We start from the raw sequence: 24202 nt of genomic DNA, 5'->3' as shown, positions 1-24202 counted from the left end.
GGTATGGAGGCTTTACGCTGGAACAAGCTGGTGAATAACGTGCTGGATGCAGCGGAAGAGCATCAGTTATGGGTTCCCGGGGATCGGATTGTCGTCGCAATATCGGGCGGATCGGACTCGGTAGCTTTTTTGCATATCATGCATGAGATCAGTACCAGGCATGTCCCGCTGGAGTTGATCTGCGCCCATGTACATCATGGTTTTCGGATTGAATCCGATCATGAAGCCGAGATGATGAAAGAACTTGCGCACCGGCTTGGCATAGCATTTGAATGGGTAAAGGCCGATGTACCTTCTTATATGAAGCTTACCGGTCAAGGTCCTCAGGAGGCCGCGCGCAACAAACGATATGAATTTCTGCATGAAGTGGCTGCCAAATACGATGCGGCGAGCATTGCACTGGCCCATCATGCCGATGATCAAGCAGAGACGGTTATGCTTCATTTGCTGCGTGGGAGTGGTCTTTCCGGACTCGCAGGAATGAAGTTTAAAAGACGAGAAAAAAATGTGGAACTTATTCGTCCATGCCTTCGTATAAACAAGACAGACCTTGTAGAAGCTTGTAATACCCAGGGTTTTCTGTATTTTAATGATGAAAGCAATTCCCTGCGTAAATATCGGCGTAATGCCATTCGCTTGGATGTGCTCCCATTTTTGGGGCAATATAATGGACAGTTGACGCCGTCTTTGAATCGACTTGCCGAAATCGTGGGCGATGAAGACGATTTCATGGAACAAGGTGCATATGACGCATACAGGTGTCTAGTGCAGGCGAACGGCGGAAGGCAAACCTTTGAGGTGCCTTCCTTTTTGAAGTTACATGTCGCTTTACAACGAAGGTTGATTAAACTAATATTGAATTATCTGCCTTTGGACAGTGATTTTGTCGACTTTACCCGTATTGAGACCATTCGCCGCAAGGTTATTCAGCCTGAAGCGACGACCTGGAGCCTGGATATAGGACAGACACTCGCCTGCACCCGGGAGTATGATCTGATCTCTTTCGGCGTACGGACTGACGTACAGGGTCAATCTTACGAATATCGTCTTGCTCAATCGAGCGGAACCTATGAGCTTTCTCTCACGGAAATCGACCGGCATGTTCGGATCGTTCCGATGAGTCCCGAGGACTATCATGTACCAGAATCGGCGGATCATGCCGCATTTGATGCAGATCAACTGCTTATGCCGCTGGTTGTGCGTTCACGGTTACCTGGAGATACCATGAAAGTGATGGGATTAAACGGAAGCAAAAAGGTGAAAAATATTTTCATCGATGAGAAAATCCCCCCTTCTGTCCGTTCACGGGTTCCCGTGGTATGTGATGGAGCAGGCAATATCATCTGGTTACCGGGTGTTCGCCGGTCTAGTGTAGCTCCTGTCAGGGAGGATACTTCCGCAATCCTGTACATGACTGTAGGCGATTCAGCGATTCAGGGGTAGTGGTTATGGTTCAGGTAAGGCTTTCATATGTATAACTTAGGAGGTTCGCACAGTTGCAGAACGACATTCAGGAAGTATTGATCAGTGAAGAAGAGATTCAGAGTAAAATCAAGGAATTAGGCGCAACAATAAGTGCCGAATATGCAAATCGCAATCCTTTGGTCATTTGTGTGCTTAAGGGTGCGTTTATATTTATGGCTGATTTGGTTAAGAACATTACGGTACCTGTTGAGATGGATTTCATGGCAGTATCGAGTTATGGCGCTTCCACCAAATCATCCGGCGTGGTTAAAATCATTAAGGATCTGGATGAATCCGTTGAGGGACGCGAGGTTCTGATTGTAGAGGACATTATTGATAGTGGACTCACGCTCAGTTATCTGATCGAACTCTTGCAGAACCGCGGTGCTGAATCCGTCCGCGTGGTTACGCTATTTGACAAGCCTTCAGGTCGCAAAGTCGAACTTGAAGCCCATTACACTGGCTTTGACATTCCGGACGCATTCATCGTTGGCTATGGCCTGGATTATGCCGAGAAGTACCGGAACCTCCCTTACATCGGGATTCTGAAACCGGAAGTTTACAGCAACTAATGCTTAAGCTAGTTCCAAGCCCATATCTGTTGGTGGCTTCTGTTGAGAAGCCATGTTGGGCTATGTTAAAATAATTAAAGTGTCTCGAGAGGAGGTAGGGGATGAATCGGTTCATCCGGAATTCTGCTTTTTATTTGATTCTTTTTTTAGTTGTGGTGGGGATAGTCCAGTTCGTCAGCAATGGCGGCGAAGCCACCGATAATCCTAGATATGATCAGTTGCGCGCGGCGATCAAGACCAATAATGTCTCTGAATTGACGGTTCAATTCAACGGTCAGACGTACCTCGTGACCGGTCAATACAGGAAGACGCCTGACGGAGCCAAATCAGAAAATTTCTCAACGTATATTCCTCCTACGGATGAGGCAATTAGTGAGCTTGTAGCTGCAAGCGAAACGAACAATTTCGAATATCATCAGGAACCTATGAAAGGTGACAGCATCTGGTTGACGTTGCTGACTTCCTTTATTCCTTTGATCATTATGTTCCTGCTGTTCTTCTTCCTGTTTAATCAGGCTCAAGGCGGCGGCGGTAAAGTAATGAACTTTGGTAAAAGCCGTGCTCGTCTCTATAACGAAGAGAAGAAACGGGTTACGTTTGAAGATGTTGCGGGTGCTGACGAAGAGAAACAGGAGCTTGTTGAAGTCGTGGACTTCCTCAAAGACCCTCGTAAATTCGCAGCAGTAGGTGCACGGATTCCTAAAGGCGTACTGCTTGTAGGTCCTCCGGGTACAGGTAAAACCTTGCTCGCTCGTGCTGTTGCCGGTGAAGCGGGTGTGCCATTCTTCAGTATTTCCGGTTCTGACTTCGTTGAGATGTTCGTCGGTGTCGGTGCATCTCGTGTACGTGACTTGTTTGAAAATGCGAAGAAAAACGCCCCATGTATCATCTTTATCGATGAGATTGATGCTGTAGGACGTCAGCGTGGTGCTGGTCTTGGTGGTGGTCACGACGAACGTGAACAAACACTCAACCAGTTGCTCGTTGAAATGGACGGATTCGGAGCCAATGAAGGTATTATCATCGTTGCTGCAACGAACCGTGCTGATATTCTGGACCCTGCCTTGCTGCGTCCAGGACGTTTTGACCGTCAAATCACGGTTGATCGCCCTGACGTGAGAGGTCGTGAAGCGGTTCTGAAAGTACACTCACGCAACAAACCACTCACCAAAGATGTGAAGCTGGACATTATTGCGAAGCGTACTACCGGATTCTCTGGTGCAGATTTGGAAAATCTCTTGAATGAAGCGGCATTGCTTGCGGCACGTCGTAATCGCAGAGATATCTCCATGCGTGAAGTAGACGAAGCGATTGACCGTGTCATTGTTGGTACGGAGAAGAAAAGCCGTGTTATCAGTGACCGTGAAAAACGTATTGTTGCTTATCACGAAGCAGGTCATACCATTGTAGGCTACTTCCTGGAACATGCCGATATGGTACATAAAGTTACCATTATTCCGCGCGGACGTGCGGGTGGATATGTAATCATGTTGCCAAAAGAAGATCGTATGCTTGTTACTAAGCAAGAATTGCTGGACAAAATTACTGGACTCCTTGGTGGCCGCGTTTCCGAAGAACTGTTTATCGGTGAAATCGGTACGGGTGCATACAGTGACTTCCAACAAGCGACGGGTATCGTCCGTAGCATGGTTATGGAGTACGGTATGAGTGAGAAGCTGGGACCTATGCAGTTCGGTAGTTCGCAGGGACAGGTATTCCTGGGTCGTGATATCGGTCACGAACAGAATTACTCAGATTCCATTGCTTACGAGATCGATCAGGAGATGCAACGCTTCATCAACGAATGCTATGAGAAGTGTAAAGACTTACTCGTTAAACATTCTAAAGAAGTGCATCTGATCGCGAACACGTTGCTGGAAGTGGAGACATTGGAAATGGATCAGATCAAGCAATTGATCGAGACAGGTGCCCTGACTCCAAAAGATGAGAACAGCAACGATGGAGAAGGCACGCCTAGCGAAGGCGGAGAAGCGATCATCGACAACATCGGTGATGTACGCGTCCGTATCCAAGGCAAAGATGAAACGCCTGAACCACCAGCGGGAGATATTCCTAACGAAGCTCCGAATCTGGACAAAGGAAATAGCAATGACCCGGATGATGGTGGAACGAAGCCAACGTCTTAATTTATAACACCATCTGTCTATAGTGGCAGATGACAAGGAGAGCCTTCGGGCTCTCTTTTTTTATGTATTCCTTCAAATTGTATAGATAATGATAACCGGGAGCTATAGGGCGAACTACGTAGGAAATGGGTGGTTATGCCCTTGTTCTGGGGCGATTTCATTTATTGACAGAGTCGTGAACGTTGTGTACATTAGGTGTTAAACCGCTTGTGATTCGTTTCTCAAGCGAAAATAACGACTTGGATTTGCCATATGAAACAGCGTATAAGGCTGTCCCGATAAGGAGAGGATCACAGGTGGAAGCTCTGGCTTTAGAGCGCAAGGCTGAGATGAACCGGGAGCTGCGCGAGCGGCTGATGGAGTTGAAGAAGGAACGGAATGCCATTATTCTTGCCCATTATTATCAACGTGACGAGGTACAGGAAGTCGCTGATTTCCGGGGAGATTCGTTTTTGCTGGCTCAGAAGGCGGCACAAACCGATGCGGATGTTATCGTTTTCTGCGGGGTTCATTTTATGGGTGAAAGCGCTAAAATTCTTGCCCCTAACAAAACGGTTATCATCCCCGACGAGCGTGCAGGCTGCCCAATGGCGGACATGGTGAACGTTGAAGGCTTACGTAAATTGAAAGCACAGCACCCGAATGCCAAAGTTGTAACGTACATCAATTCCTCAGCTGAGATCAAGGCAGAGACCGACATCTGTTGTACATCGGCCAATGCTGTCAGAGTCATTCAATCTGTTGATTCCGATGAAATCATCTGGGTACCGGATAAAAATCTGGGACATTATGTGCAACAACATACAGACAAGAAAATGATTATCTGGGAAGGTTACTGCAATACCCATGATATGCTGACTGTCAAAGACGTGGTAGAGATGAGAGCGAAGCATCCAAATGCCGAGTTCGTTGTTCACCCGGAATGTCGTCCTGAGGTTGTAGAGATGGGTGATTTCGTAGGTAGCACAACCGCCATTCTGGAATATTGTAAGAATTCGTCCGCTAAAGAATTTATCGTAGGTACCGAGGACGGTACAGGATACCAACTGCGTCTCGATAGCCCGGACAAACAATTCCACTTTGCTACCAAGTTCCTCGTATGTCCGAACATGAAAGTCAATAACTTGAAAAAGCTGGTTAAATGCTTGGAAACGATGAAGCCGCAAATTTACGTGCCTCCAGCCGTTGCCGACAAAGCCAGAGAATCACTAGAGCGCATGTTACTGGTGAAGTAGCATGCGTTACTCTTGCTCCAAGACAGGTGAAATAACATGATACCGCAATATTTAGTGGATTTTGATCTGTCCGCGCTGCCGATGGTGGAGACGGATGTGCTGGTTATTGGTTCGGGCATTGCTGGTTTGTTTACTGCGATCAAGGCGAGTGAACAACGCAGTGTGTTGATGATCACGAAGAAGTCGTTACTGGAAAGTAACACCCGGTATGCGCAGGGGGGAATCGCTGCGGTTATCGCTGAGGATGATTCACCTGCCTACCATTTGCAGGATACACTTGTTGCAGGAGCGGGATTATGCCGCTCCGAAGCAGTAGAAGCATTGGTGAACGAGGGCCCGGATGGAGTAAAAGAACTGATTCGACTGGGTACTTTGTTTGATCTGGAGAACGGCGAGTTGGCGTTGACGCAGGAAGGTGCGCACAGCCACCGCCGTATTTTGCATGCCAATGGGGATGCAACGGGATATGAGATTGTGCGTGCACTGGCTGTACAGGCGAATGAACATCCGGGGATTAAAGTGTGGGATGAGCATTTTGTCATTGACCTGATTACAGAGCAGGGAGAATGTGTAGGTGCGCTAGTACAGAAGGCTGACGGTTCGCAAGTATTTGTGAAGGCAGAGGCAACCGTTCTCTGCTCTGGTGGGGCTGGACAGTTGTATCGATATACGACCAATCCGGAAGTGGCTACAGCAGATGGCGTGGCGATGGCCTATCGTGCCGGAGCAGTTGTCCGGGACATGGAGTTTATCCAATTCCACCCGACCTCCCTTTGTTATCCGGGAGCACCACGTTTCCTGGTGTCCGAGGCTGTACGTGGCGAAGGAGCTTATTTGCGCAATGTGAAAGGCGAGCGCTTCATGGAACGGTATCATGCACAACTTGAACTGGCACCACGGGATATCGTTGCGCGGGCCATTGTCAGTGAGATGGAATCGACAAACAGTACCTTTGTATATTTGGATATCACTCATGAACCAGCAGAGATGATTAAACATCGGTTTCCTACCATTTATGAGACCTGTATGCGATACGGACTGGATATGACCACAGACTGGATTCCAGTTGCTCCTGCTGCACATTACATGATGGGCGGAGTGAAGACGGATCTCAGTGGGGAGAGCAGCATTAGCCGGTTATTTGCCTGTGGTGAGGTATCTTCTACTGGAGTACACGGAGCCAATCGTCTGGCGAGCAACTCTCTGTCTGAAGCAATCGTATTTGGCCGGAGAATCGTGGATCGAATTCAATCCCTTCCTCCGCTTGCTTCAATCCAGACAAAGGTTCCCACATTAACAAGTATTCGCAGGATCATAAAGGAAGAGCAGAAGCCGGTGTCCGAAAGACGTTTGCGTCTGCAAAAAATGATGGTGCGTCAAGTGGGGCTGCGCCGGAATGGCGCTAACCTGCAAGCAGCAATAGAGAAACTGCAACATGAACTGCAATTTTTTGATCAGAAGTTTACTCACAAAGAAGAGATGGAATATGCCAACCTTTTGACCTGTGCCTGGTTGGTTACCACTGGAGCATTACACCGCGAGGAAAGTCGGGGAGCACACTACCGTGAGGATTTCCCGCAGCGTGACGATGCCGTATGGCAGAAGCATAGTCTGCAGCAGCGAGAACAAGCGATTGTGGAGGAATTGATGTCATGATACTGAACGGATATAATGAAGGACTCATCGAATCAATTAAAAACTGGCTTCGTGAGGATGTTGGTGCAGGGGATGTCACAACAACTGTGACGATTCCCGCCGGCAGTCAGTCCAAGGCCGTGATACATGCCAAAGACAATGGAATCATTGCAGGAATTACGGTAGCAGAACTCGTCTTTCAGGTAGTGGATCCTGGCCTTGCGTTCACACCGATGGTAAAAGACGGTGATGCAGTTACGCATGGTACGATTCTGGCTGAGGTAGAAGGAAGCACACATAGCTTGCTGACAGGAGAGCGTCTGGCCCTTAACCTGCTTCAGCGCATGTCTGGTATCGCTACCCTCACACGTACTTATGTTGATGCGTTGGAAGGCCTTTCTACACGTCTGGTCGATACTCGTAAAACAACACCGGGACACCGCTTGCTTGAAAAATATGCAGTGCGGGTTGGTGGCGGAGCAAATCATCGGTTCGGCCTCTATGATGCCGTCATGATTAAGGATAACCACATCAAGGGCGCAGGCGGGATTACTGAAGCTGTACAGCGTGCGCGATCTGTCATTCCGCATACAATGACCATTGAAGTAGAGACCGAAAACATGGAACAGGTCAGAGAAGCCTTGCAGGCTGGGGCAGATATCATTATGCTGGATAACATGCACCCAGACCGGATGCGTGAGGCCGTTGCTCTTATTCGTGAGCAGGCTCCGCATGTGAAAGTTGAGGCATCGGGCAACGTCTCGCTAAATACCATTCGTGGTATTGCAGAGAGCGGAGTGGATGTAATTTCAGTTGGCAGGTTAACCTACTCTTTTGAGAGCCTGGATATTAGCCTGGATTTAAACGAAAAGAAAGAGGGGTGAACCTCTTTGATTCTTGTGGTAGACGTGGGCAACAGTAATATCGTACTCGGCGTGTATCAAGGCCGGGAGTTGCTCCACCATTTTCGCCTGAGTACATCCCGGCAGTCGACAGTGGATGAATACGGCGTATTGATTTATAATTTATTTCATATGTCGGGTATTTCAACACGCGACATTGAAGGTGTGATCATCTCATCCGTGGTTCCACCGCTGGTGAATGTGATTGAAGCCATGTGTGAGAAATACGTAGGCAAAAAACCGTTACTTGTTGGGCCTGGTATCCGAACCGGCCTGAACCTGCGGTATGAGAATCCTCGTGAAGTTGGCGCGGATCGCATTGTTAATGCAGTAGCAGCCGTTGAGAAGTATGGCGGCCCTCTCGTTGTGGTCGATTTCGGTACAGCGACTACATTTGACTGTATTGACGAGAAAGGAAATTATCTGGGCGGGGCTATCGTACCCGGCATCCATATTGCAACCGAAGCACTCTATGAACGAGCGTCCAAGCTACCTCGTATTGAATTGGAGAAGCCCAAGAAAGTCATTGGTCGCAACACCATTCATGCGATGCAGGCCGGCATTATTTATGGTTATGCAGGACAGGTGGACGGTATCGTGGAGCGTATTCGGGAGGAAATGGGAGCCAAGCCTAGAGTTATTGCAACCGGAGGCCTTGCCAAGCTGATTGCAGAAGAAACACGCAGCATCGATGAAGTGGATCCGCTGCTTACGCTTGAAGGGCTGCGTATCGTTTATGAGCGGAACCGGGAAAGGTAAGAACAGAGACGGCAAACAGCGGGCTGAGATTACAGTCTTATATGTTATGCCGTTTTTTCTATAACTGGCGATTACGCCAAAGGAGGCTGAATGACTTGGAAAACAACAACAAACAAGACCGGTTAATTCGCGGTACAGCAATGAACGGACGGGTTAGGGCCTTTGCTGTTCAAACGACAGAACTGGTTGAGGAACTGCGCAGAAGACATGATACGTTTCCCACGGCTACAGCAGCTATGGGGCGTACGGTTACAGCAGCATCCATTATGGGTGCTATGCTTAAAGGAGAAGAGAAGCTCACAATTCAAGTCAAAGGTGACGGTCCGATTGGACAGATTGTTGCCGATGCTAATGCGAAGGGTGAAGTTCGTGGTTATGTAAGCAATCCGCATGTACATCTGCCGAGCAACAGTATGGGTAAACTGGACGTTGCTGGCGCAGTTGGAACCGAAGGATTCGTGAACGTAACGAAGGATTTGGGGCTGAAAGAGCCTTACCGCGGCAGTGTGCCAATTATTTCAGGAGAACTTGGTGAAGACTTTACGTACTATTTTGCTAAATCGGAGCAGACGCCTTCTGCTGTAGGCGTTGGTGTACTGGTGGATACCGATAATTCGGTTATTGTAGCCGGTGGATTCATTGTACAGTTGCTTCCAGGTTTGACGGATGATGAAATTACTGTGATTGAAAATGCCATTGGTACAATGCCGCCAGTGACATCACTGCTGGCTGAGGGGCTTGAACTAGAAGCGCTGCTTCGTCGTGTACTGCCTGATGTACAGGTCATGGACGAAATGGATATTCATTTCCACTGTGAGTGTTCACGTGAGCGGGTAGAGAAAACGTTGATCAGTCTGGGTCAATCCGAAATGGAACAATTGATTGAGGAAGAAGGCCAGGCTGAAGTGGTCTGCCAATTTTGCAATGAGGCTTACGATTTCAACAAGGAACAACTTGAGACCATCCTAGAGCAAGCCAAGAACTGATTTTATGCGGGGACGGGACGCGGAATGACAAGACAGGAAAAAGGGTTATGGACGGCTGTAATTGTCTTGACGCTTGGAATGCTGGTGATGGGTTCAGTTATGGTTGTGCAAGGCTTACGAAATGGACGTGAAGGAGCAGATTCGCCTCAGGATACCAATCAGGAAGAGGGAAATGCGGTAGCAACGATCAATGGGGAGGTCATCACCAACAAGGAATGGACCGAGGCATTGAAACGGCGTTATGGCAGTGAATTGCTGCTCCAGATGCTCAATCGCAAAGCCGTATATGCGGAAGCACTCGATCGTAATCTGACGGTGACTCCCAAAGAAATTGCGAAGGAACTTGCCGCGGCCATGGATGGATATGATTCGGAGAAGGCTTATTTTGACGAAATGCAGTCTCAACTGGGTTTATCCAGGCAGGACCTTGAGTTGGAGGCGGGATACCGACTTCTGCTTGAGAAAATCGCAACGAGCGGTATACAGATCAAGGATGCAGATATCGAGCATTATTGGAACGAACACCATGAAGACTATGTTTCCCCAGAGAAATATGATCTGTCTATCATTGTATTGAAGGAAGAGGACCAGGCAAAATCAGTTCTGGATGCGCTCGACAAGGGAGCAGACTTTGAAGAAACCGCACGTAATGAATCGACGGACAGTTACTCCCGTGATTCGGGCGGTCGTCTGGGATGGATTGAGCAGAACGATCCGTTTCAGTCCGAAGCAATTCTCAAACTTGCAGCTCAACTGGACGTGGGTGATATTGCGGGGCCAGTGAAGATGGAAGAAGGTTACGCCATCATTAAAATGAATGACAAACAAGAGCGTCAAGTGCAATCTGCAGAAGAGGTTCGTGAAGAAATTCGGATGCAGCTTGCTCTAAGCCAGGCTGATCCCCTGCCCCAGGTGGAGGAAAGGTTACGCAACAAGTATGAAGCTGTCATCATCGCTGAAATTCCGGCATCCTGATTATCCTGCAAACGAATGTCCTACTGCATCTTGATAAAAATACTCTGTCTACGGCCTTAGGGCCCAAGGCGGAGTATTTTTTTGAGTACTCATATTGACAATAGGGTGTAACGTTGATAAGATAAAAATAATCAAAAACCTACTCATTTACTCGGAATAAAACCATTTATATGAACAAAGAAATCTTCGGAAACCCAGTTTCTGTCCGGTTTATTGCAGACGGAATGAACTCAGACGGATTTCCGTAGTTCTTCTATAACATCTAGAGGCTGCTCGGCCACACATGTATATGGCAACAGGACTTAAGTAGTATTCATCCCACTAAGGAGGGCATTCATATGGCTAAAGTAGTTAATAACGTAACAGAACTTATCGGAGGTACTCCGCTTGTTCGTCTGAACCGTATCGTACCTGAAGGCAGTGCTGAAGTATTCGTGAAACTGGAATACCAGAATCCAGGTTCAAGCGTCAAAGACCGTATCGCGATTAGCATCGTGGAAGAAGCGGAAAAAGAAGGCAAGCTGAAACCGGGTGATACCATCATCGAAGCAACAAGTGGTAACACAGGAATTGGACTGGCTATGGTGGCTGCAGCCAAAGGCTATAAGTCTGTTATTGTTATGCCGGAAACGATGAGTATGGAGCGTCGTAACCTGCTTCGTGCCTACGGAGCTGAGCTTGTGCTCACACCGGGAGCCGAAGGTATGAATGGTGCAGTTAAAAAAGCTGAGGAATTGCTTAAGGAAAATCCATCTTATTTCATGGCTGAGCAATTTAAAAATAAAGCCAACGTGAAGATCCACCGTGAAACGACTGGCCCTGAGATTGTTGAAGCTATTCAATCTGTAGGCGGTACGTTGGATGCTTTCGTTGCAGGAATCGGTACAGGCGGAACGATTACAGGTACAGGCGAAGTGTTGAAGGAATCCTACCCTGGGATTAAAATCGTTGCCGTTGAACCAGCAGCTTCGCCAATCTTGGCAGGTGGCAAACCGGGTCCTCACAAAATTCAGGGGATCGGTGCTAACTTTATTCCTGAGATTCTTGATCAGGAAATTTATGACGAGATCATTCACATCGAGAACGATGATGCGTTCGAGACGGCTCGTCAGGTAGCGAAGGAAGAGGGCATTTTGTCCGGTATTTCTTCTGGTGCAGCCATCCGTGCAGGTCTGCAAGTGGCTAAACAGTTGGGTGCAGGCAAACGCGTTGTCGTGATCGTACCAAGTAACGGCGAACGTTACCTCAGTACGCCACTTTACAACTTCGAAGCTTAAGCCTAACAAGTGATGAAACAAATCCTCCTTGCCCGTATGCCGGGTGTGGAGGATTTTTTGCTGAATGCTTTTAAAAGCAGCGGCGCTTTAGTATACTATCAGACAATAGAACTAGCGACAGATGGAGGGCGGCAAACCGCAATGACACACCTGATGACAACATACGCCGACTGGACAGAGTGGGCCGGAGAAGGTTGGACCATGATGCCGTATATGATCAAGTCGGATAAGGGACCGTATCATGGCGGTTTACCGTTAACGTGGGAAGCAGCCTGGCAGCAGGCGTCACCCTATGCAATGGTGTTGGAGAATGGTAAAGGCGGAAGGTATACCTTTTTGGGATTAAACCCAGTATCCGTTATCTCCGGCAAGGGCAACGAAGCTGTTATTCATGATCTTATTCAAGGCAGTACCCGGACAGACTGTGGTAAACCGCTTGAAGTATTAAAAAGATGGGCTGCGCCGTACAGCGCACCAAAGGTGAGCGGGGCTCCAGACTTTGGTGGTGGATGTGCAGGTTATCTAAGCTATGACGTAGCCAGATCTTTGGAAAAGCTGCCAACCTTGGCAGAAGACAACCCGGCTCTCCCGGATTATTGGTGGATGCGGTTTGAAGAAATATGGGCGTATGACCATGAGCAGCAGGCACTGTTCTGCATGGTTCATCTGGCTGTACGGCCGAATCAGGATGAAGCTCAGCTCCGTATGCTGTACGCAGAAGCAGAAGAGCGGGCAGCAGCCATGCAGCAGCGATGGTTGCATATTCTGGGATTTGCCCAGGCGGAAGAGCAGCAGCAGGCATTGGAGCATCGCCATAGCCACATTCATCTCACTGCGCAATCAGCGGATGCGGAGCGGGAAACGGAAGGGTGGCATACTTCCTTTCCTCAAGAGGACTTTGAGCAGGCGGTACGCACAGTGCAGGAATATATCCGGCAAGGGGATGTGTTTCAAGTGAACCTATCCCTACGGCAAGAAAAACGTCTGAAGTCCAGTGCAGAGCACATCTACGAATGGCTTCGTCTCGTGAATCCCTCTCCTTACATGGGGATGCTGCGTAGTCCTGATTTCCAACTGGTGAGCGGATCACCTGAATTGCTCGTCAAAGTGGATCATGGCAAGGTGAGCGCTCGTCCGATCGCAGGAACACGGAGAAGAGGACGGGATGAAGCCGAAGATGAGTTGATGGCCGCTGAGCTGCTGAACAGTGAGAAGGAACGGGCAGAGCATATAATGCTGGTCGATCTGGAGCGGAATGATATCGGGCGAATTGCAGCTTATGGATCAGTGCATGTGCCTGAACTGATGACGATCGAGAAGTATTCGCATGTCATGCATCTGGTGTCTCAAGTCGAGGGGACGCTGGCAGACGGACTATCCGCATTTGATGTGATTGCAGCGACGTTCCCAGGTGGAACGATTACAGGTGCACCCAAAGTTCGCACCATGGAAATCATTGAAGAACTGGAGCCTATGCGTCGTGGACCGTATACAGGTTCGATTGGGTGGATGGACTACAGTGGCAATATGGAGTTGAACATCGTCATTCGTACACTTTCCATTAAAGATGGAGTGGGATATGTGCAGGCAGGAGCGGGCATCGTAATCGACTCCGATCCATATCGGGAATACAAGGAGTGCCGCAACAAGGCAAGAGCCATGATGAGGGCTGTCAATTACAGTGAGGAAGCAGAAACCGTTAAATTAAAATAATTAAGCAGCCGTCCCTGTGTGGACGGAAGAATAGGAGGAACAGAGACATGATACTGGTTATCGACAATTATGATTCCTTCACATACAACCTGGTTCAATATCTGGGTGAACTGGGGGAGACGGTGGAAGTTCGCCGTAATGATGAAATTGATCTGGCAGGCATTGAGGCGTTGGCACCTGATCATATTTTGATCTCACCGGGTCCTTGTACTCCAAATGAGGCAGGTATTAGTCTGGCGGTCATTGATCACTTCAAGGGCAGTATTCCGATCTTCGGCGTTTGTCTGGGACATCAGGCGATTGGACAGGCTTTTGGAGGCAATGTTATTCGCGCGGACCGTATGATGCATGGCAAAACATCGGAGATGCATCATAACGGAACGTCCGTATTTACCGGATTGCCATCTCCCTTTACGGCAACGCGGTATCACTCTTTGATCGTGGAGCGCAGCAGTCTGCCAGATTGTCTGGAGATTACGGCCGAGACGGCGGAAGGCGAGATTATGGGCTTGCGTCACAAGGAATATGCGATTGAAGGTGTTCAGTTCCATCCCGAATCCATCATTACGGATCACGGTCATCAAATGCTGCGTAACTTCCTGTCTCAGCAGGTAAAGGTATAGAGATGAAATATGCCGCGATAAACGGAGAATTGGTCAATATGGCGGCAGCCGTGGTTCCGGTGACGGATCACGGCTTTTTGTACGGACTTGGATTGTTCGAGACGTTTCGGACGTATCAAGGAGTTCCTTTTCTGTTGGAGCGTCATTTGGAGCGGATGGCTTCAGGGTGTCGTGAACTAGGCATTCCTTTCACAGTAACAGCAGCGGAGGTAACGGGCTGGATCAAAAACCTGTTGCTTGCTAACGAACTTCAGGATGCCTATGTACGCTATACGGTATCTGCGGGCGAGGCTCCCCTCGGGCTACCTTCAGGAGATTATGTGAAACCCAATCATATCGTATTGGCAAAAGCACTACCTGAATCCTCTCCCTCCCTTTACGAAAATGGAAAAATGCTTCAACGACTGTCGACGCCTCGTAATACGCCTGAAGGAGAAGTGCGGTTCAAATCGCTGCATTACATGAACAGCATTCTGGCGAAACGTGAACTGAACGGATACGGGCAGCATGTACAAGGAGCGGAAGGTCTGCAACTCACCCGAGAGGGCTACATAGCTGAGGGAATTGTCAGCAATGTGTTCTGGGTGAGACAAGGCGTAGTCTATACGCCAGCACTTGCGACTGGCATCTTACCGGGAATCACCAGAGCCGTTGTACTGGAGCTTGCAGCTCACCGAGGAATACCTTACGAGGAAGGATTCTTCCCTTGGGAGGAGCTGTTACAGGCAGATGAGATCTTTTTGACAGGCTCTGTTGCTGAACTTGCTCCAGTTACTACGTTGAGGGATCAGGATGGAACAGAAACAGTAATCAGCAGCGGACATATCGGCCCGGTTACAGAAGCGATTCTGGGTATGTACCGGCAGAAAGCGGGGTATACTTCATGACACTTACACCAGTCATTTATGAACGGAATTATGCGTGGGGGCCAGCAGAGCTAAAACTTGGCACACGTACACTTATTATGGGCATTCTGAATGTCACACCGGACTCCTTCTCGGATGGGGGACGTTATACCAGTGTGGAGCGAGCGGTGGCTCACGCCATTCAGATGATGGAAGACGGCGCGGATCTCATTGATATTGGCGGGGAATCCACACGTCCGGGTTCAGATATCGTTGGCGCTGATGAAGAGCTCAGCCGAATCATTCCGGTCATTGAAGCACTGCGGCAGCAGGCTCCGCATATTCCGATATCGGTAGATACCTATAAAGCGGATGTTGCTCGGCAGGCTATTCAGGCTGGAGCGCACATCATCAATGATGTGTGGGGTGCCAAGGCTGACCCGGAGATGGCACGTACTGCGGCAGAACTGGGATGTCCTCTGATTCTAATGCACAACCGGCAAGAACGAGACTATACCAACTATTTGGTTGATGTAGTCAGTGATCTTCAAGAGAGTATACAGATTGCGTTAGAGGCTGGAGTACATCCCGATCAAATTATTCTGGACCCGGGCATTGGCTTTGTGAAGGATCTGAATGAAAATCTGGCGCTCATGTCATCGCTTGGGTTGCTCAATGAGATGGGGTATCCCGTTCTGCTTGCCACCTCGCGTAAAAGGTTTATTCAGAGCACCTTACAGGTACAAGCGGATGATGCGCTGGAGGGTACAGCCGCTACGGTTGCTTTCGGCATAGCCCAAGGATGCCAGATGGTCCGGGTCCATGATGTGAAGCCGATTCGGCGCACAGTGGATATGTGTGATGCCATGTTGTATGCATCTCCAGGCTTGCGGAGGAAATGATACTGGCGGGTCCGGTGACCCGTTCAGCGGAAGCGTAGCGTTTGGCAATAGGAACAAACATCGAACCGTGAATTCATTATATATAGAGGGCAGGCGGAACTTATGGATAGAATGGTAATGCATCGAATGGAGTATTACGGATATCACGGCGTATTTGCCGAGGAGCGGAAGCTAGGGGCGCGTTATTATATTGATCTGGAGATCGATATGGATCTGGGTGAAGCTGGGCGTAACGATGATTTGACCAAAACTATCAATTATGCGGAGATCCATGAGCTGGTAAAACAGATCGTTGAAAATAAATCATTCCAGTTAATTGAAGCTTTGGGCGAACATATTGCATCTTCTTTACTAGACACTTATACTATTATCAATGCATTGACAGTCAAGGTGACGAAGCCACATCCGCCTTTCGATATTCATTTTGGGGGCGTAACTGTAGAGCTTCGCCGCACAAGAAAGTGAGAACCGATCATGATTGCACATTCGACCTCTGAATCTTCAGAGGCTTATATTGCTTTAGGGGCTAATTTGGGTGACCGGGAACAGACCCTGCTTGAGGCGTTAACGTTACTGGATGCACATCCTCATATATCCGTCCTGCGCTGTTCTGCGCTGTATGAGACGGAGCCGGTAGGTTATGTGGACCAGCCAGCGTTTCTGAATATGGCTACTGCGGTACAGACTACACTTTTGCCGGAGCAGCTGCTCACGGAACTGCTGGATATTGAAACACGGCTTGGGCGGGTTCGTGATATCCGTTGGGGCCCTCGTACAGTCGATTTGGATTTGCTTTGGATGGATGGAGAGACGAGTGATACCGAACGGCTGCAACTGCCGCATCCACGGATGGGTGAACGGGCGTTTGTATTGGTGCCACTGGCTGACATCGTAACCGAAGATGAGCATTCAGGTTTGTATACCTTTGTACAATCATCGTTGTCTGTACTGGATGGAAAGGATGGAATACAGCTTTGGAAAACGTGCAATTGGCCAATCGAATCCGGGCTTTCCGGAAGCTGAAAGGTTTAACACAACAGGAACTCGCTGCTGAGACGGGCATATCGCTGGCCATTCTGGGTATGATTGAACGAGGCAACCGCAAAGTCGCTGAACGGGAGCTGAATCTAATTGCCGGGGTACTTTCGATCAGCATTGAGGAGTTACAGGGGAACTAAGGTCGCTTTTTACTAACAAGAAGATATCGTCATTATTCGTTTATTTTATACAAACTAGAACACATCCAGGATTCATGCAAGAGTCGGATTTAAAAAGGAGTGGAACGACTACCATGCTTAAAATTGGTGACATTGAAATGAAAAACCAGGTTGTACTTGCGCCGATGGCTGGCGTGTGTAATCCGGCTTTTCGTCTGATCGCAAAAGAATTCGGAACAGGCCTCGTATGTGCGGAGATGGTGAGTGGCAAAGCCATCGTGCATGGTAATAAGCGCACACGTGAAATGTTGTTTGTAGATGAGCGTGAGAAACCGTTGAGCCTGCAAATTTGGGGGGGAGACCGTCAAGCCCTCGTAGAAGCAGCCAAAATTGTGGACAAAGAAACCAATGCTGACATCATCGACATCAACATGGGATGCCCTGTGCCAAAAGTAACGAGCTGTGATGCAGGTGCACGCTGGTTGCTTGATCCAAACAAAATTTATGAAATGGTATCCGCTGTTGTGGATGCGGTAGATAAGCCAGTTACAGTCAAGATGCGGATCGGTTGGGATAACGAGCATATCTACGTGGTTGAGAATGCACTTGCGGTTGAACGTGCTGGCGGACAGGCGGTAAGTGTACACGGTCGTACACGTGAGCAGCTCTATACTGGTACAGCGGACTGGTCACACATCAAAAATGTAAAAGAGGCTGTCTCCATCCCAGTTATCGGGAACGGAGATGTATCTTCACCAGAAGATGCCCGTCGCATGTTGGATGAAACGGGTTGTGACGGAGTTATGATTGGTCGTGCCGCCCTGGGCAACCCATGGATGTTGTATCGGACCATTCAATACTTGAGTTCCGGCGAACTGCTTCCTGACCCGAATGGGGAAGAGAAGATTCGGGTTGCCATTTTGCATATGGACCGTCTGATTGCACTGAAGGGTGAGGCTGTTGCTGTTCGTGAGATGCGTAAACACCTGGCTTGGTATCTGAAAGGTCTCAAAGGATCTGCCCGCATCAAGGACGTTATTATGGAAGAAACCAAACGTGATGAGATGGTGCACATTCTGGAGAACTTTGTAGGCCAGCTGCATATCGAAGGCAATCTGGAGTCAGAACCGGCAGTAGCCGAAAATGCATCCTGATCTGCTGCTGTAAAACGTTTACAGCTATAGGGGGCGTAACATTGACTTTTCGAGACCGTTACCCTATAATTTCACAGTATAAATTCGCCATGTGCGTCATAAGGCTAGTGCATCAGGAGGAACGTTCTGTTTCTCTGGAGAACTTCATATAGTTTTGAAGATGTATGCGGGCGGAGCTCTGTAAACAGCACTGGTTCCGTTGCCGTGCAATCAAATTATTCCCATGACAGGAGAATCGGTTGAGATGAGCGATAAGGAAGTTATCCTTACACCAGAGGGACTTAAGAAGCTTGAAGAAGAACTGGAAATGCTGAAATCAGTGAAGCGCCGCGAAGTGGCTGAACGGATTAAGGTAGCCATCGGGTATGGAGATATTAGTGAAAACTCCGAATACGAAGACGCGAAGAACGAACAGGCTTTCATTGAAGGCCGCGTTATTACGTTGGAGAAATTGCTTCGGAACGCACGGATTATCAACAGCGACGAGATCGATACCGAAGCTGTAAGTGTGGGTGCAACAGTCACTGTAGAAGATCTGGAATTCGGTGATATCACGGAATATACGATTGTAGGTACTGCGGAGTCCAATCCGCTGCAAAACAAAATATCGAACGAAAGCCCTGTTGGTAAAGCCATCCTGGGTAAGAAAAAAGGTACGGTTGTTGATGTAAGTGTGCCTGCTGGCGTAATTCAATATAAAATTGTAGACATCAAAAAGTAATTAAGCAATGAAGCAGTCGGGTACGGAGACAAAAGCTTCCTTAGGGAAGCTTTTTTCAACATTTGAGGCAGAACACCTCTGAAGATGCCTGCAATGTAAATAAGGAGATGAATATAGATCATGACGGATGAAGTCTTGAATCAGGAAACCGAAACCGAACTAAGTGAGCTTTTACAAATTCGCCGCGACAAATTGGACGAGCTCCGCAAATTGGGGATCGACCCTTTTGGCCAAAAATACGTACGTACGGAAGAAGCCGGCTCCATTCTGAAGAAGTATGAAGAACTGACCAAGGAAGAGCTGGAAGAGAAGCACATCGAAGTCAGTATTGCCGGACGGATTATGGCGAAGCGGGGAATGGGTAAAGCGAGCTTTGCACATATTCAGGACCTGAGCGGCAGAATCCAGATCTATGTTCGTCAGGATACTGTACCGGAAGACAAATATGCCGCGTTCAGCCTGCTCGATCTCGGGGATATTGTAGGTGTATCTGGCGTAATCTTCAAAACCAAGACAGGCGAAACTTCGGTTAAGGTTCAGAATCTCGAAGTATTGTCCAAGTCACTTTACCCACTTCCGGATAAATATCATGGACTCGCGGATGTAGAGCTGCGTTACCGCCAGCGCTATGTTGACCTGATTATGAATCGTGAAGTGCAACAGACCTTCATTACTCGTTCCAAAATCATTCAATCCATGCGTCGTTACCTGGATTCATTGGGCTATCTGGAAGTGGAAACACCGACGCTGCACACCATCGCTGGTGGAGCTGCTGCGCGTCCATTCATCACGCATCATAATGCGCTTGATATGGAATTGTACATGCGGATTGCGATCGAGCTTCACTTGAAACGTCTGATTGTAGGCGGTCTGGAGAAGGTATATGAGATCGGCCGTGTATACCGTAATGAAGGGATGTCGACACGTCATAATCCTGAGTTCACGATGATTGAACTTTATGAGGCATATGCCGATTATCAGGATATTATGCGTTTGACTGAGAATCTTGTTGCTCACATCGCACAGGAAGTGCTTGGTACGCAAGTTATCCAATATGCAGACTATCAAGTGGATCTTACACCACAATGGCGCCGTGTAACGATGGTAGACGCGGTTAAGGAAGTTGTAGGCGTGGACTTCTCCGTGCATATGACGGACGAGGAAGCTCATCGTTTGGCGAAAGAACATAAGGTTACGGTTGAAAAGCATATGACATTTGGTCATATTCTGAATGCATTCTTCGAACATTTTGTAGAAGAGACGTTGATTCAACCAACCTTTATCATGGGGCATCCGGTTGAGATTTCTCCGTTGGCGAAGAAGAGCGATGTAGATCCACGTTTCACGGACCGCTTCGAGCTGTTTATCGTTGGACGTGAGCATGCAAATGCATTTACGGAGCTGAATGATCCAATTGATCAACGTCAGCGTTTTGAGGCACAATTGCTGGAGAAAGAACACGGGAACGACGAAGCACACGAAATGGATGATGATTTCATCCGTGCGCTCGAATATGGTATGCCACCAACAGGTGGACTGGGGATCGGTATCGACCGTCTGATCATGTTGTTGACCAACTCGCCGTCCATTCGTGACGTACTTCTCTTCCCACATATGCGTCCTCGTACACAGGATTAAATAAGGAACGTTTAACTCGTTCGTAATAGAAGAGGAACCTGCCGTTCAGTATGATGCTGGTGGCAAGTTCCTCTTTAGGTTTACATAGGCATCGAAGTGACAAATCACTCGAAACAACATGCCTGCCATGAATATATGACAGATCTTCTTCGCCTACCTGTATGTATTATGTTAAAAGAGGTGCCCTTCATGAAGTTTAGGCTTCACATTGCTAAATTCCTATCACCCCCACTGATTCTGGTTGGTGGTTTTATGCTTATTATCACGATCGGTACGATTCTGCTCATGCTCCCCATCTCCAATCAAAGCGGTGAGCATTTGGCGTTCATTGATGCGCTATTTACGTCTACCTCTGCCGCATGTGTGACCGGGCTGGTTGTTGTGGATGTAGGGACGACCTTCAACCTGTTTGGTCAAATCGTGATTATGGTGCTTATGCAGCTAGGTGGACTTGGCTTCATGACCATCGCAACGTTGTTTGCGTTAGTATTGGGTAAGAGAATCTCGCTTAAGGACAGGCTGCTGCTGAAAGAGGCTATCAACGCTGACAGTATGGAAGGCATTGTTCGCATTATCCGCAAGGTGCTAATTTTTTCGTTTACCATTGAAGGGGTGGCTGCTGTTATATTGGCACTACGCTGGGCAACGGAGATGCCTTTTTGGCAGGCGGTATACTATGGTGCTTTTCACTCGGTTTCATTATTTAACAATGGTGGTTTCGATCTGTTCGGCAACAGTTTTCAGTATTATACAGGGGACTGGTTGTTTAACCTGACAGCTTCCGTGCTGGTTGTATCGGGTGGACTCGGCTTTGTGGTGCTGAATGATTTGTTTGAGTTCCGCAAGCGCCGTCGCTTATCGTTGCAGTCCAAACTGGTATTGTCCGTATCAGGTGCACTGATTGGTATTGGAGCAATTGTACTGTTTGTATTTGAGTTCACCAATGGACACACACTGGCATCTCTAAGTTGGAGTGAAAAGATATACGCCTCGTTCTTCCAATCTGTCTCTACACGTTCGTCGGGTACGAGCACCATTGATATCACCCAGATGAGGCAGGCTACCCAGTTCTTCTTCATTCTGTTGATGTTCATTGGGGCATCTCCGGGATCAACCGGGGGTGGGATCAAGACGACAACGTTCCTGATCATGATTGGAGCGGTGTATGCCATGATTCGTGGCAATAAAGATATTGTATTTTTCCGTCAGCGTGTTCCGAAAGATTTGCTGATGAGAGCATTGACGATTATTATGGTTTCCTTGATCATATTCATGGTTGTGGTAATGCTATTACTTACAACAGAGGATGCACCGTTCCTTTCACTTATGTTTGAAGCGGCATCGGCAATTGGGACAGTAGGTCTGTCGGTGGGAGTAACGCATGAATTAACGGTATGGGGAAAAGTGATTATCGCCTTCACGATGTTTATCGGACGTATTGGACCACTCACCATTGCATATGCGCTTCGTCCACGTAAAGAGAAGAAGCTGTATCGCCATCCGGAGGGTCGGATTATTATTGGATAAAAAGAAAAACCGTCACGTATCTAGGATTAACCCTATTATGGAATAGGTTAGTCCCAATTGATGCATGACGGTTTTTTTGTTTCATAGAAGCAATTACTCGTTTCTTGCTGGTACGAAGGATAGAGCTGTATTTAATTTTGTGACCGAATGTTATTCTGCATCCCGGCATAACGTTGCAAGATGCGTGGTAAGGATATTCTCCATAATCTTGGTGTTCATCTGGTCAGGACGAAGAATTGCATGAATTCCCAAACCGTCGACCAGTGCGTATAGGCGTTCAATTTCCAACTCTTTATCGAGGTCTGTACGGGAGAGATTGAGCTCCATCAGGTAGGTGATAACTGTAGCCATCGCGTGTCTGAGTTCATCATAGACTTTGTCAGCATGCACTTTGAGAACGGGCTCATTCTTGGACTTGGCTGTAAAAGCGTACCAAACCTCCATTTCGGCCCTTTTTTCATCCGTACTTGGCAAGAGTTCTAACAACAGAAGCTTCATATTCTCCAAAGGAGACGCATCAAACGACATCTGTGTGATTCGATTCGATACCCGTTCGGACACCAGATTCATTGCGTATAGGAGTAGTTCTGATTGGGTTGAAAAGTAGTGGCGCATAGACCCGGCCGATATTCCTGCTTCTAACGCAATATTTCGAACGGAGGCCTGCTCCATGCCATCTCTTCGGATGACACGCCAAGCCGCTTCGGCTACGAGCAGACGTTGTTTATCATGATCAACTATTTTAGGCATAAAAGGATTATATCATTGTTGATTATTATAATACAAACGTGTTAAATTGAATTTAATACATTTGTGTTATAAAAGGAGTGGATCATTTGATTGCCTATTTTATTATTGGATGTGAGATTGCCTTTTGGGTATTTGTCGCTGCAGGTCTGAGTGTGCGTTATCTGCTTGGCATGAAACGGACAGGGATCGCGCTGTTAATGGCAACGCCCATTGTGGATGTTCTTCTTATGGTAGCGACGGTGATGGATCTTCAACGGGGTGCTACGGCAAGTATGGTTCATGGCATTGCAGCTATATATATAGGTGTAAGTATTGCCTATGGTCATCAGATGATCGCTTGGGCTGATCGTTATTTTCTGTATTGGTTTAAGGGTGGCGATAATCCTCGGAGCAGCAAGGCTTACGGCAGTGAGCATGCAAGTCGTGAAAGATTGGGATGGCTTAGACATCTATTGGCTTGGGGCATAGGTAGCTTGTTCTTGCTCGCGATGATCTGGTGGATTGGGGATGCGGAGCGTACTGCGGCATTTTCTAATCTCATAAGAGTATGGGGAATCATACTGGGGATCGATTTTATAATCAGCTTCAGTTATAGCTTATGGCCGCGAAAGATGCCTGTGGAGAAAGTGAAGTAACATATAGTGGATAGGGCGGGAGGATCATGCGGATTATCTATGGAGGACAGGTGATCCGTTTGTTCTGGGAAGAGAGTGTTTAATAATAATTGATGCAACCTTAAATAAGCCAGGCTTTAGGTGAATAGCTATACGAGAGAAAAAATATAATTTATTGAAAAAAAGCTTGCATTCCAAATCTGTACATGGTATATTCTAATTCCGGCCAAGAAAACACGAGAAACACGGTGAGGCAAGCGAAACAAATAAGCTTCGAAAGAAACTTAAAAAAAAGCTTGCAAAGTTGGTTCGGATGTGATAAGATATAAAAGTTGCTGAGGTGAACAACACACGGCAATGAAACAAGTTTGATCTTTGAAAACTGAACAACGAGTGAGTAAACATTCTGCTTGCAGAATGAACGTGAAAGTTAGAGACAAGCCTTGGCTTGGATCGACTGGAGCACAAATGAGATTTTTAATCTCGTCAGTTTCAAAATGAGCTTATCGCTCTTTTCAATACTTTATTGGAGAGTTTGATCCTGGCTCAGGACGAACGCTGGCGGCATGCCTAATACATGCAAGTCGAGCGGACTTGAAGAGAAGC

Annotated in this window: 23 protein-coding genes and 1 rRNA gene; 23 read left to right on the top strand and 1 reads right to left on the bottom strand. The window is 47.8% G+C overall.

Annotation, left to right across the window (positions count from 1 at the left end; genetic code table 11):
• Positions 1 to 3: 3 nt before the first annotated feature.
• The 21 genes from tilS to HP548_RS18770 all read left to right on the top strand — a co-directional run bounded on the left by tilS (position 4) and on the right by HP548_RS18770 (position 22232).
• Positions 4 to 1443, top strand: coding sequence for a tRNA lysidine(34) synthetase TilS (gene tilS, locus HP548_RS18870; RefSeq protein WP_175382518.1), 1440 nt, complete (start codon positions 4 to 6; stop codon positions 1441 to 1443).
• Positions 1444 to 1496: 53 nt separating this feature from the next.
• On the top strand, positions 1497 to 2036 hold the full coding sequence (gene hpt, locus HP548_RS18865; RefSeq protein WP_024633729.1) for a hypoxanthine phosphoribosyltransferase: 540 nt from the start codon (positions 1497 to 1499) through the stop codon (positions 2034 to 2036).
• 101 nt (positions 2037 to 2137) lie between these two features.
• On the top strand, positions 2138 to 4183 hold the full coding sequence (gene ftsH / locus HP548_RS18860; protein ID WP_076292128.1) for an ATP-dependent zinc metalloprotease FtsH: 2046 nt from the start codon (positions 2138 to 2140) through the stop codon (positions 4181 to 4183).
• Positions 4184 to 4479: 296 nt separating this feature from the next.
• On the top strand, positions 4480 to 5418 hold the full coding sequence (nadA, locus tag HP548_RS18855) for a quinolinate synthase NadA (RefSeq protein ID WP_024633731.1): 939 nt from the start codon (positions 4480 to 4482) through the stop codon (positions 5416 to 5418).
• A gap of 36 nt (positions 5419 to 5454) precedes the next feature.
• Complete coding sequence (nadB, locus tag HP548_RS18850) at positions 5455 to 7074, top strand: L-aspartate oxidase (protein ID WP_099859201.1); 1620 nt, start codon at positions 5455 to 5457, stop codon at positions 7072 to 7074.
• Positions 7071 to 7937: a carboxylating nicotinate-nucleotide diphosphorylase gene (gene nadC, locus HP548_RS18845; protein ID WP_175382517.1), complete on the top strand. Its 867-nt coding sequence runs from the start codon at positions 7071 to 7073 to the stop codon at positions 7935 to 7937. Before nadB ends, nadC begins: the two co-directional genes overlap by 4 nt.
• Before the next feature lie 6 nt (positions 7938 to 7943).
• Positions 7944 to 8714 (top strand): type III pantothenate kinase, encoded by a 771-nt coding sequence (locus HP548_RS18840; RefSeq protein WP_024633734.1) that lies wholly within the window; start codon positions 7944 to 7946, stop codon positions 8712 to 8714.
• 95 nt (positions 8715 to 8809) lie between these two features.
• Positions 8810 to 9700 (top strand): Hsp33 family molecular chaperone HslO, encoded by an 891-nt coding sequence (gene hslO / locus HP548_RS18835; RefSeq protein WP_076292131.1) that lies wholly within the window; start codon positions 8810 to 8812, stop codon positions 9698 to 9700.
• A gap of 24 nt (positions 9701 to 9724) precedes the next feature.
• Complete coding sequence (locus HP548_RS18830) at positions 9725 to 10675, top strand: peptidyl-prolyl cis-trans isomerase (RefSeq protein WP_076292132.1); 951 nt, start codon at positions 9725 to 9727, stop codon at positions 10673 to 10675.
• A gap of 338 nt (positions 10676 to 11013) precedes the next feature.
• Complete coding sequence (gene cysK, locus HP548_RS18825) at positions 11014 to 11952, top strand: cysteine synthase A (RefSeq protein WP_063567563.1); 939 nt, start codon at positions 11014 to 11016, stop codon at positions 11950 to 11952.
• Between the two features lie 141 nt (positions 11953 to 12093).
• Positions 12094 to 13665: an anthranilate synthase component I family protein gene (locus HP548_RS18820; protein ID WP_175382530.1), complete on the top strand. Its 1572-nt coding sequence runs from the start codon at positions 12094 to 12096 to the stop codon at positions 13663 to 13665.
• A 47-nt stretch (positions 13666 to 13712) separates the two neighbouring features.
• Positions 13713 to 14288: an aminodeoxychorismate/anthranilate synthase component II gene (pabA, locus tag HP548_RS18815; protein WP_079347471.1), complete on the top strand. Its 576-nt coding sequence runs from the start codon at positions 13713 to 13715 to the stop codon at positions 14286 to 14288.
• A gap of 2 nt (positions 14289 to 14290) precedes the next feature.
• Positions 14291 to 15175, top strand: coding sequence for an aminotransferase class IV (locus HP548_RS18810; protein WP_175382516.1), 885 nt, complete (start codon positions 14291 to 14293; stop codon positions 15173 to 15175).
• Positions 15172 to 16035 (top strand): dihydropteroate synthase, encoded by an 864-nt coding sequence (gene folP / locus HP548_RS18805; protein WP_175382515.1) that lies wholly within the window; start codon positions 15172 to 15174, stop codon positions 16033 to 16035. Before HP548_RS18810 ends, folP begins: the two co-directional genes overlap by 4 nt.
• A gap of 102 nt (positions 16036 to 16137) precedes the next feature.
• On the top strand, positions 16138 to 16500 hold the full coding sequence (gene folB / locus HP548_RS18800; protein WP_053778905.1) for a dihydroneopterin aldolase: 363 nt from the start codon (positions 16138 to 16140) through the stop codon (positions 16498 to 16500).
• A 9-nt stretch (positions 16501 to 16509) separates the two neighbouring features.
• On the top strand, positions 16510 to 17058 hold the full coding sequence (gene folK / locus HP548_RS18795) for a 2-amino-4-hydroxy-6-hydroxymethyldihydropteridine diphosphokinase (RefSeq protein ID WP_024633743.1): 549 nt from the start codon (positions 16510 to 16512) through the stop codon (positions 17056 to 17058).
• Positions 17010 to 17213 carry a helix-turn-helix domain-containing protein gene (locus HP548_RS18790; protein WP_053778903.1) on the top strand — a complete coding sequence of 68 codons (204 nt, stop codon included), beginning with the start codon at positions 17010 to 17012 and terminating at the stop codon, positions 17211 to 17213. Before folK ends, HP548_RS18790 begins: the two co-directional genes overlap by 49 nt.
• 113 nt (positions 17214 to 17326) lie before the next feature.
• Positions 17327 to 18346, top strand: coding sequence for a tRNA dihydrouridine synthase DusB (gene dusB / locus HP548_RS18785; protein WP_076292136.1), 1020 nt, complete (start codon positions 17327 to 17329; stop codon positions 18344 to 18346).
• A 244-nt stretch (positions 18347 to 18590) separates the two neighbouring features.
• The gene (greA, locus tag HP548_RS18780; RefSeq protein ID WP_076292137.1) at positions 18591 to 19067 is read left to right on the top strand and encodes a transcription elongation factor GreA; all 477 of its coding nucleotides are present in this window, start codon (positions 18591 to 18593) and stop codon (positions 19065 to 19067) included.
• 120 nt (positions 19068 to 19187) lie between these two features.
• Entirely contained in the window at positions 19188 to 20705 is a 1518-nt protein-coding gene (lysS, locus tag HP548_RS18775) for a lysine--tRNA ligase (RefSeq protein ID WP_175382514.1), read from the top strand.
• A gap of 189 nt (positions 20706 to 20894) precedes the next feature.
• Positions 20895 to 22232, top strand: a complete 1338-nt coding sequence (locus tag HP548_RS18770; protein WP_076292139.1) for a TrkH family potassium uptake protein — start codon at positions 20895 to 20897, stop codon at positions 22230 to 22232.
• Positions 22233 to 22382: 150 nt separating this feature from the next.
• Here the strand turns inward: HP548_RS18770 and HP548_RS18765 are convergent, their stop codons facing one another.
• On the bottom strand, positions 22383 to 22982 hold the full coding sequence (locus HP548_RS18765; protein ID WP_099859206.1) for a TetR/AcrR family transcriptional regulator: 600 nt from the start codon (positions 22980 to 22982) through the stop codon (positions 22383 to 22385).
• Between the two features lie 77 nt (positions 22983 to 23059).
• Here HP548_RS18765 and HP548_RS18760 point away from each other — a divergent pair, with 77 nt between their 5' ends.
• Positions 23060 to 23617: a hypothetical protein gene (locus HP548_RS18760; RefSeq protein ID WP_343054885.1), complete on the top strand. Its 558-nt coding sequence runs from the start codon at positions 23060 to 23062 to the stop codon at positions 23615 to 23617.
• 502 nt (positions 23618 to 24119) lie between these two features.
• Positions 24120 to 24202, top strand: a 16S ribosomal RNA gene (locus HP548_RS18755); the annotation flags it as partial.

The sequence above is a fragment of the Paenibacillus taichungensis genome (genome assembly GCF_013359905.1).
In the GTDB taxonomy this organism is placed as follows: Bacteria; Bacillota; Bacilli; order Paenibacillales; family Paenibacillaceae; genus Paenibacillus; species Paenibacillus taichungensis.
The sequence above is the reverse complement of the archived record's forward strand: the minus strand, read 5'-3'. Positions and strand labels throughout refer to the sequence as shown.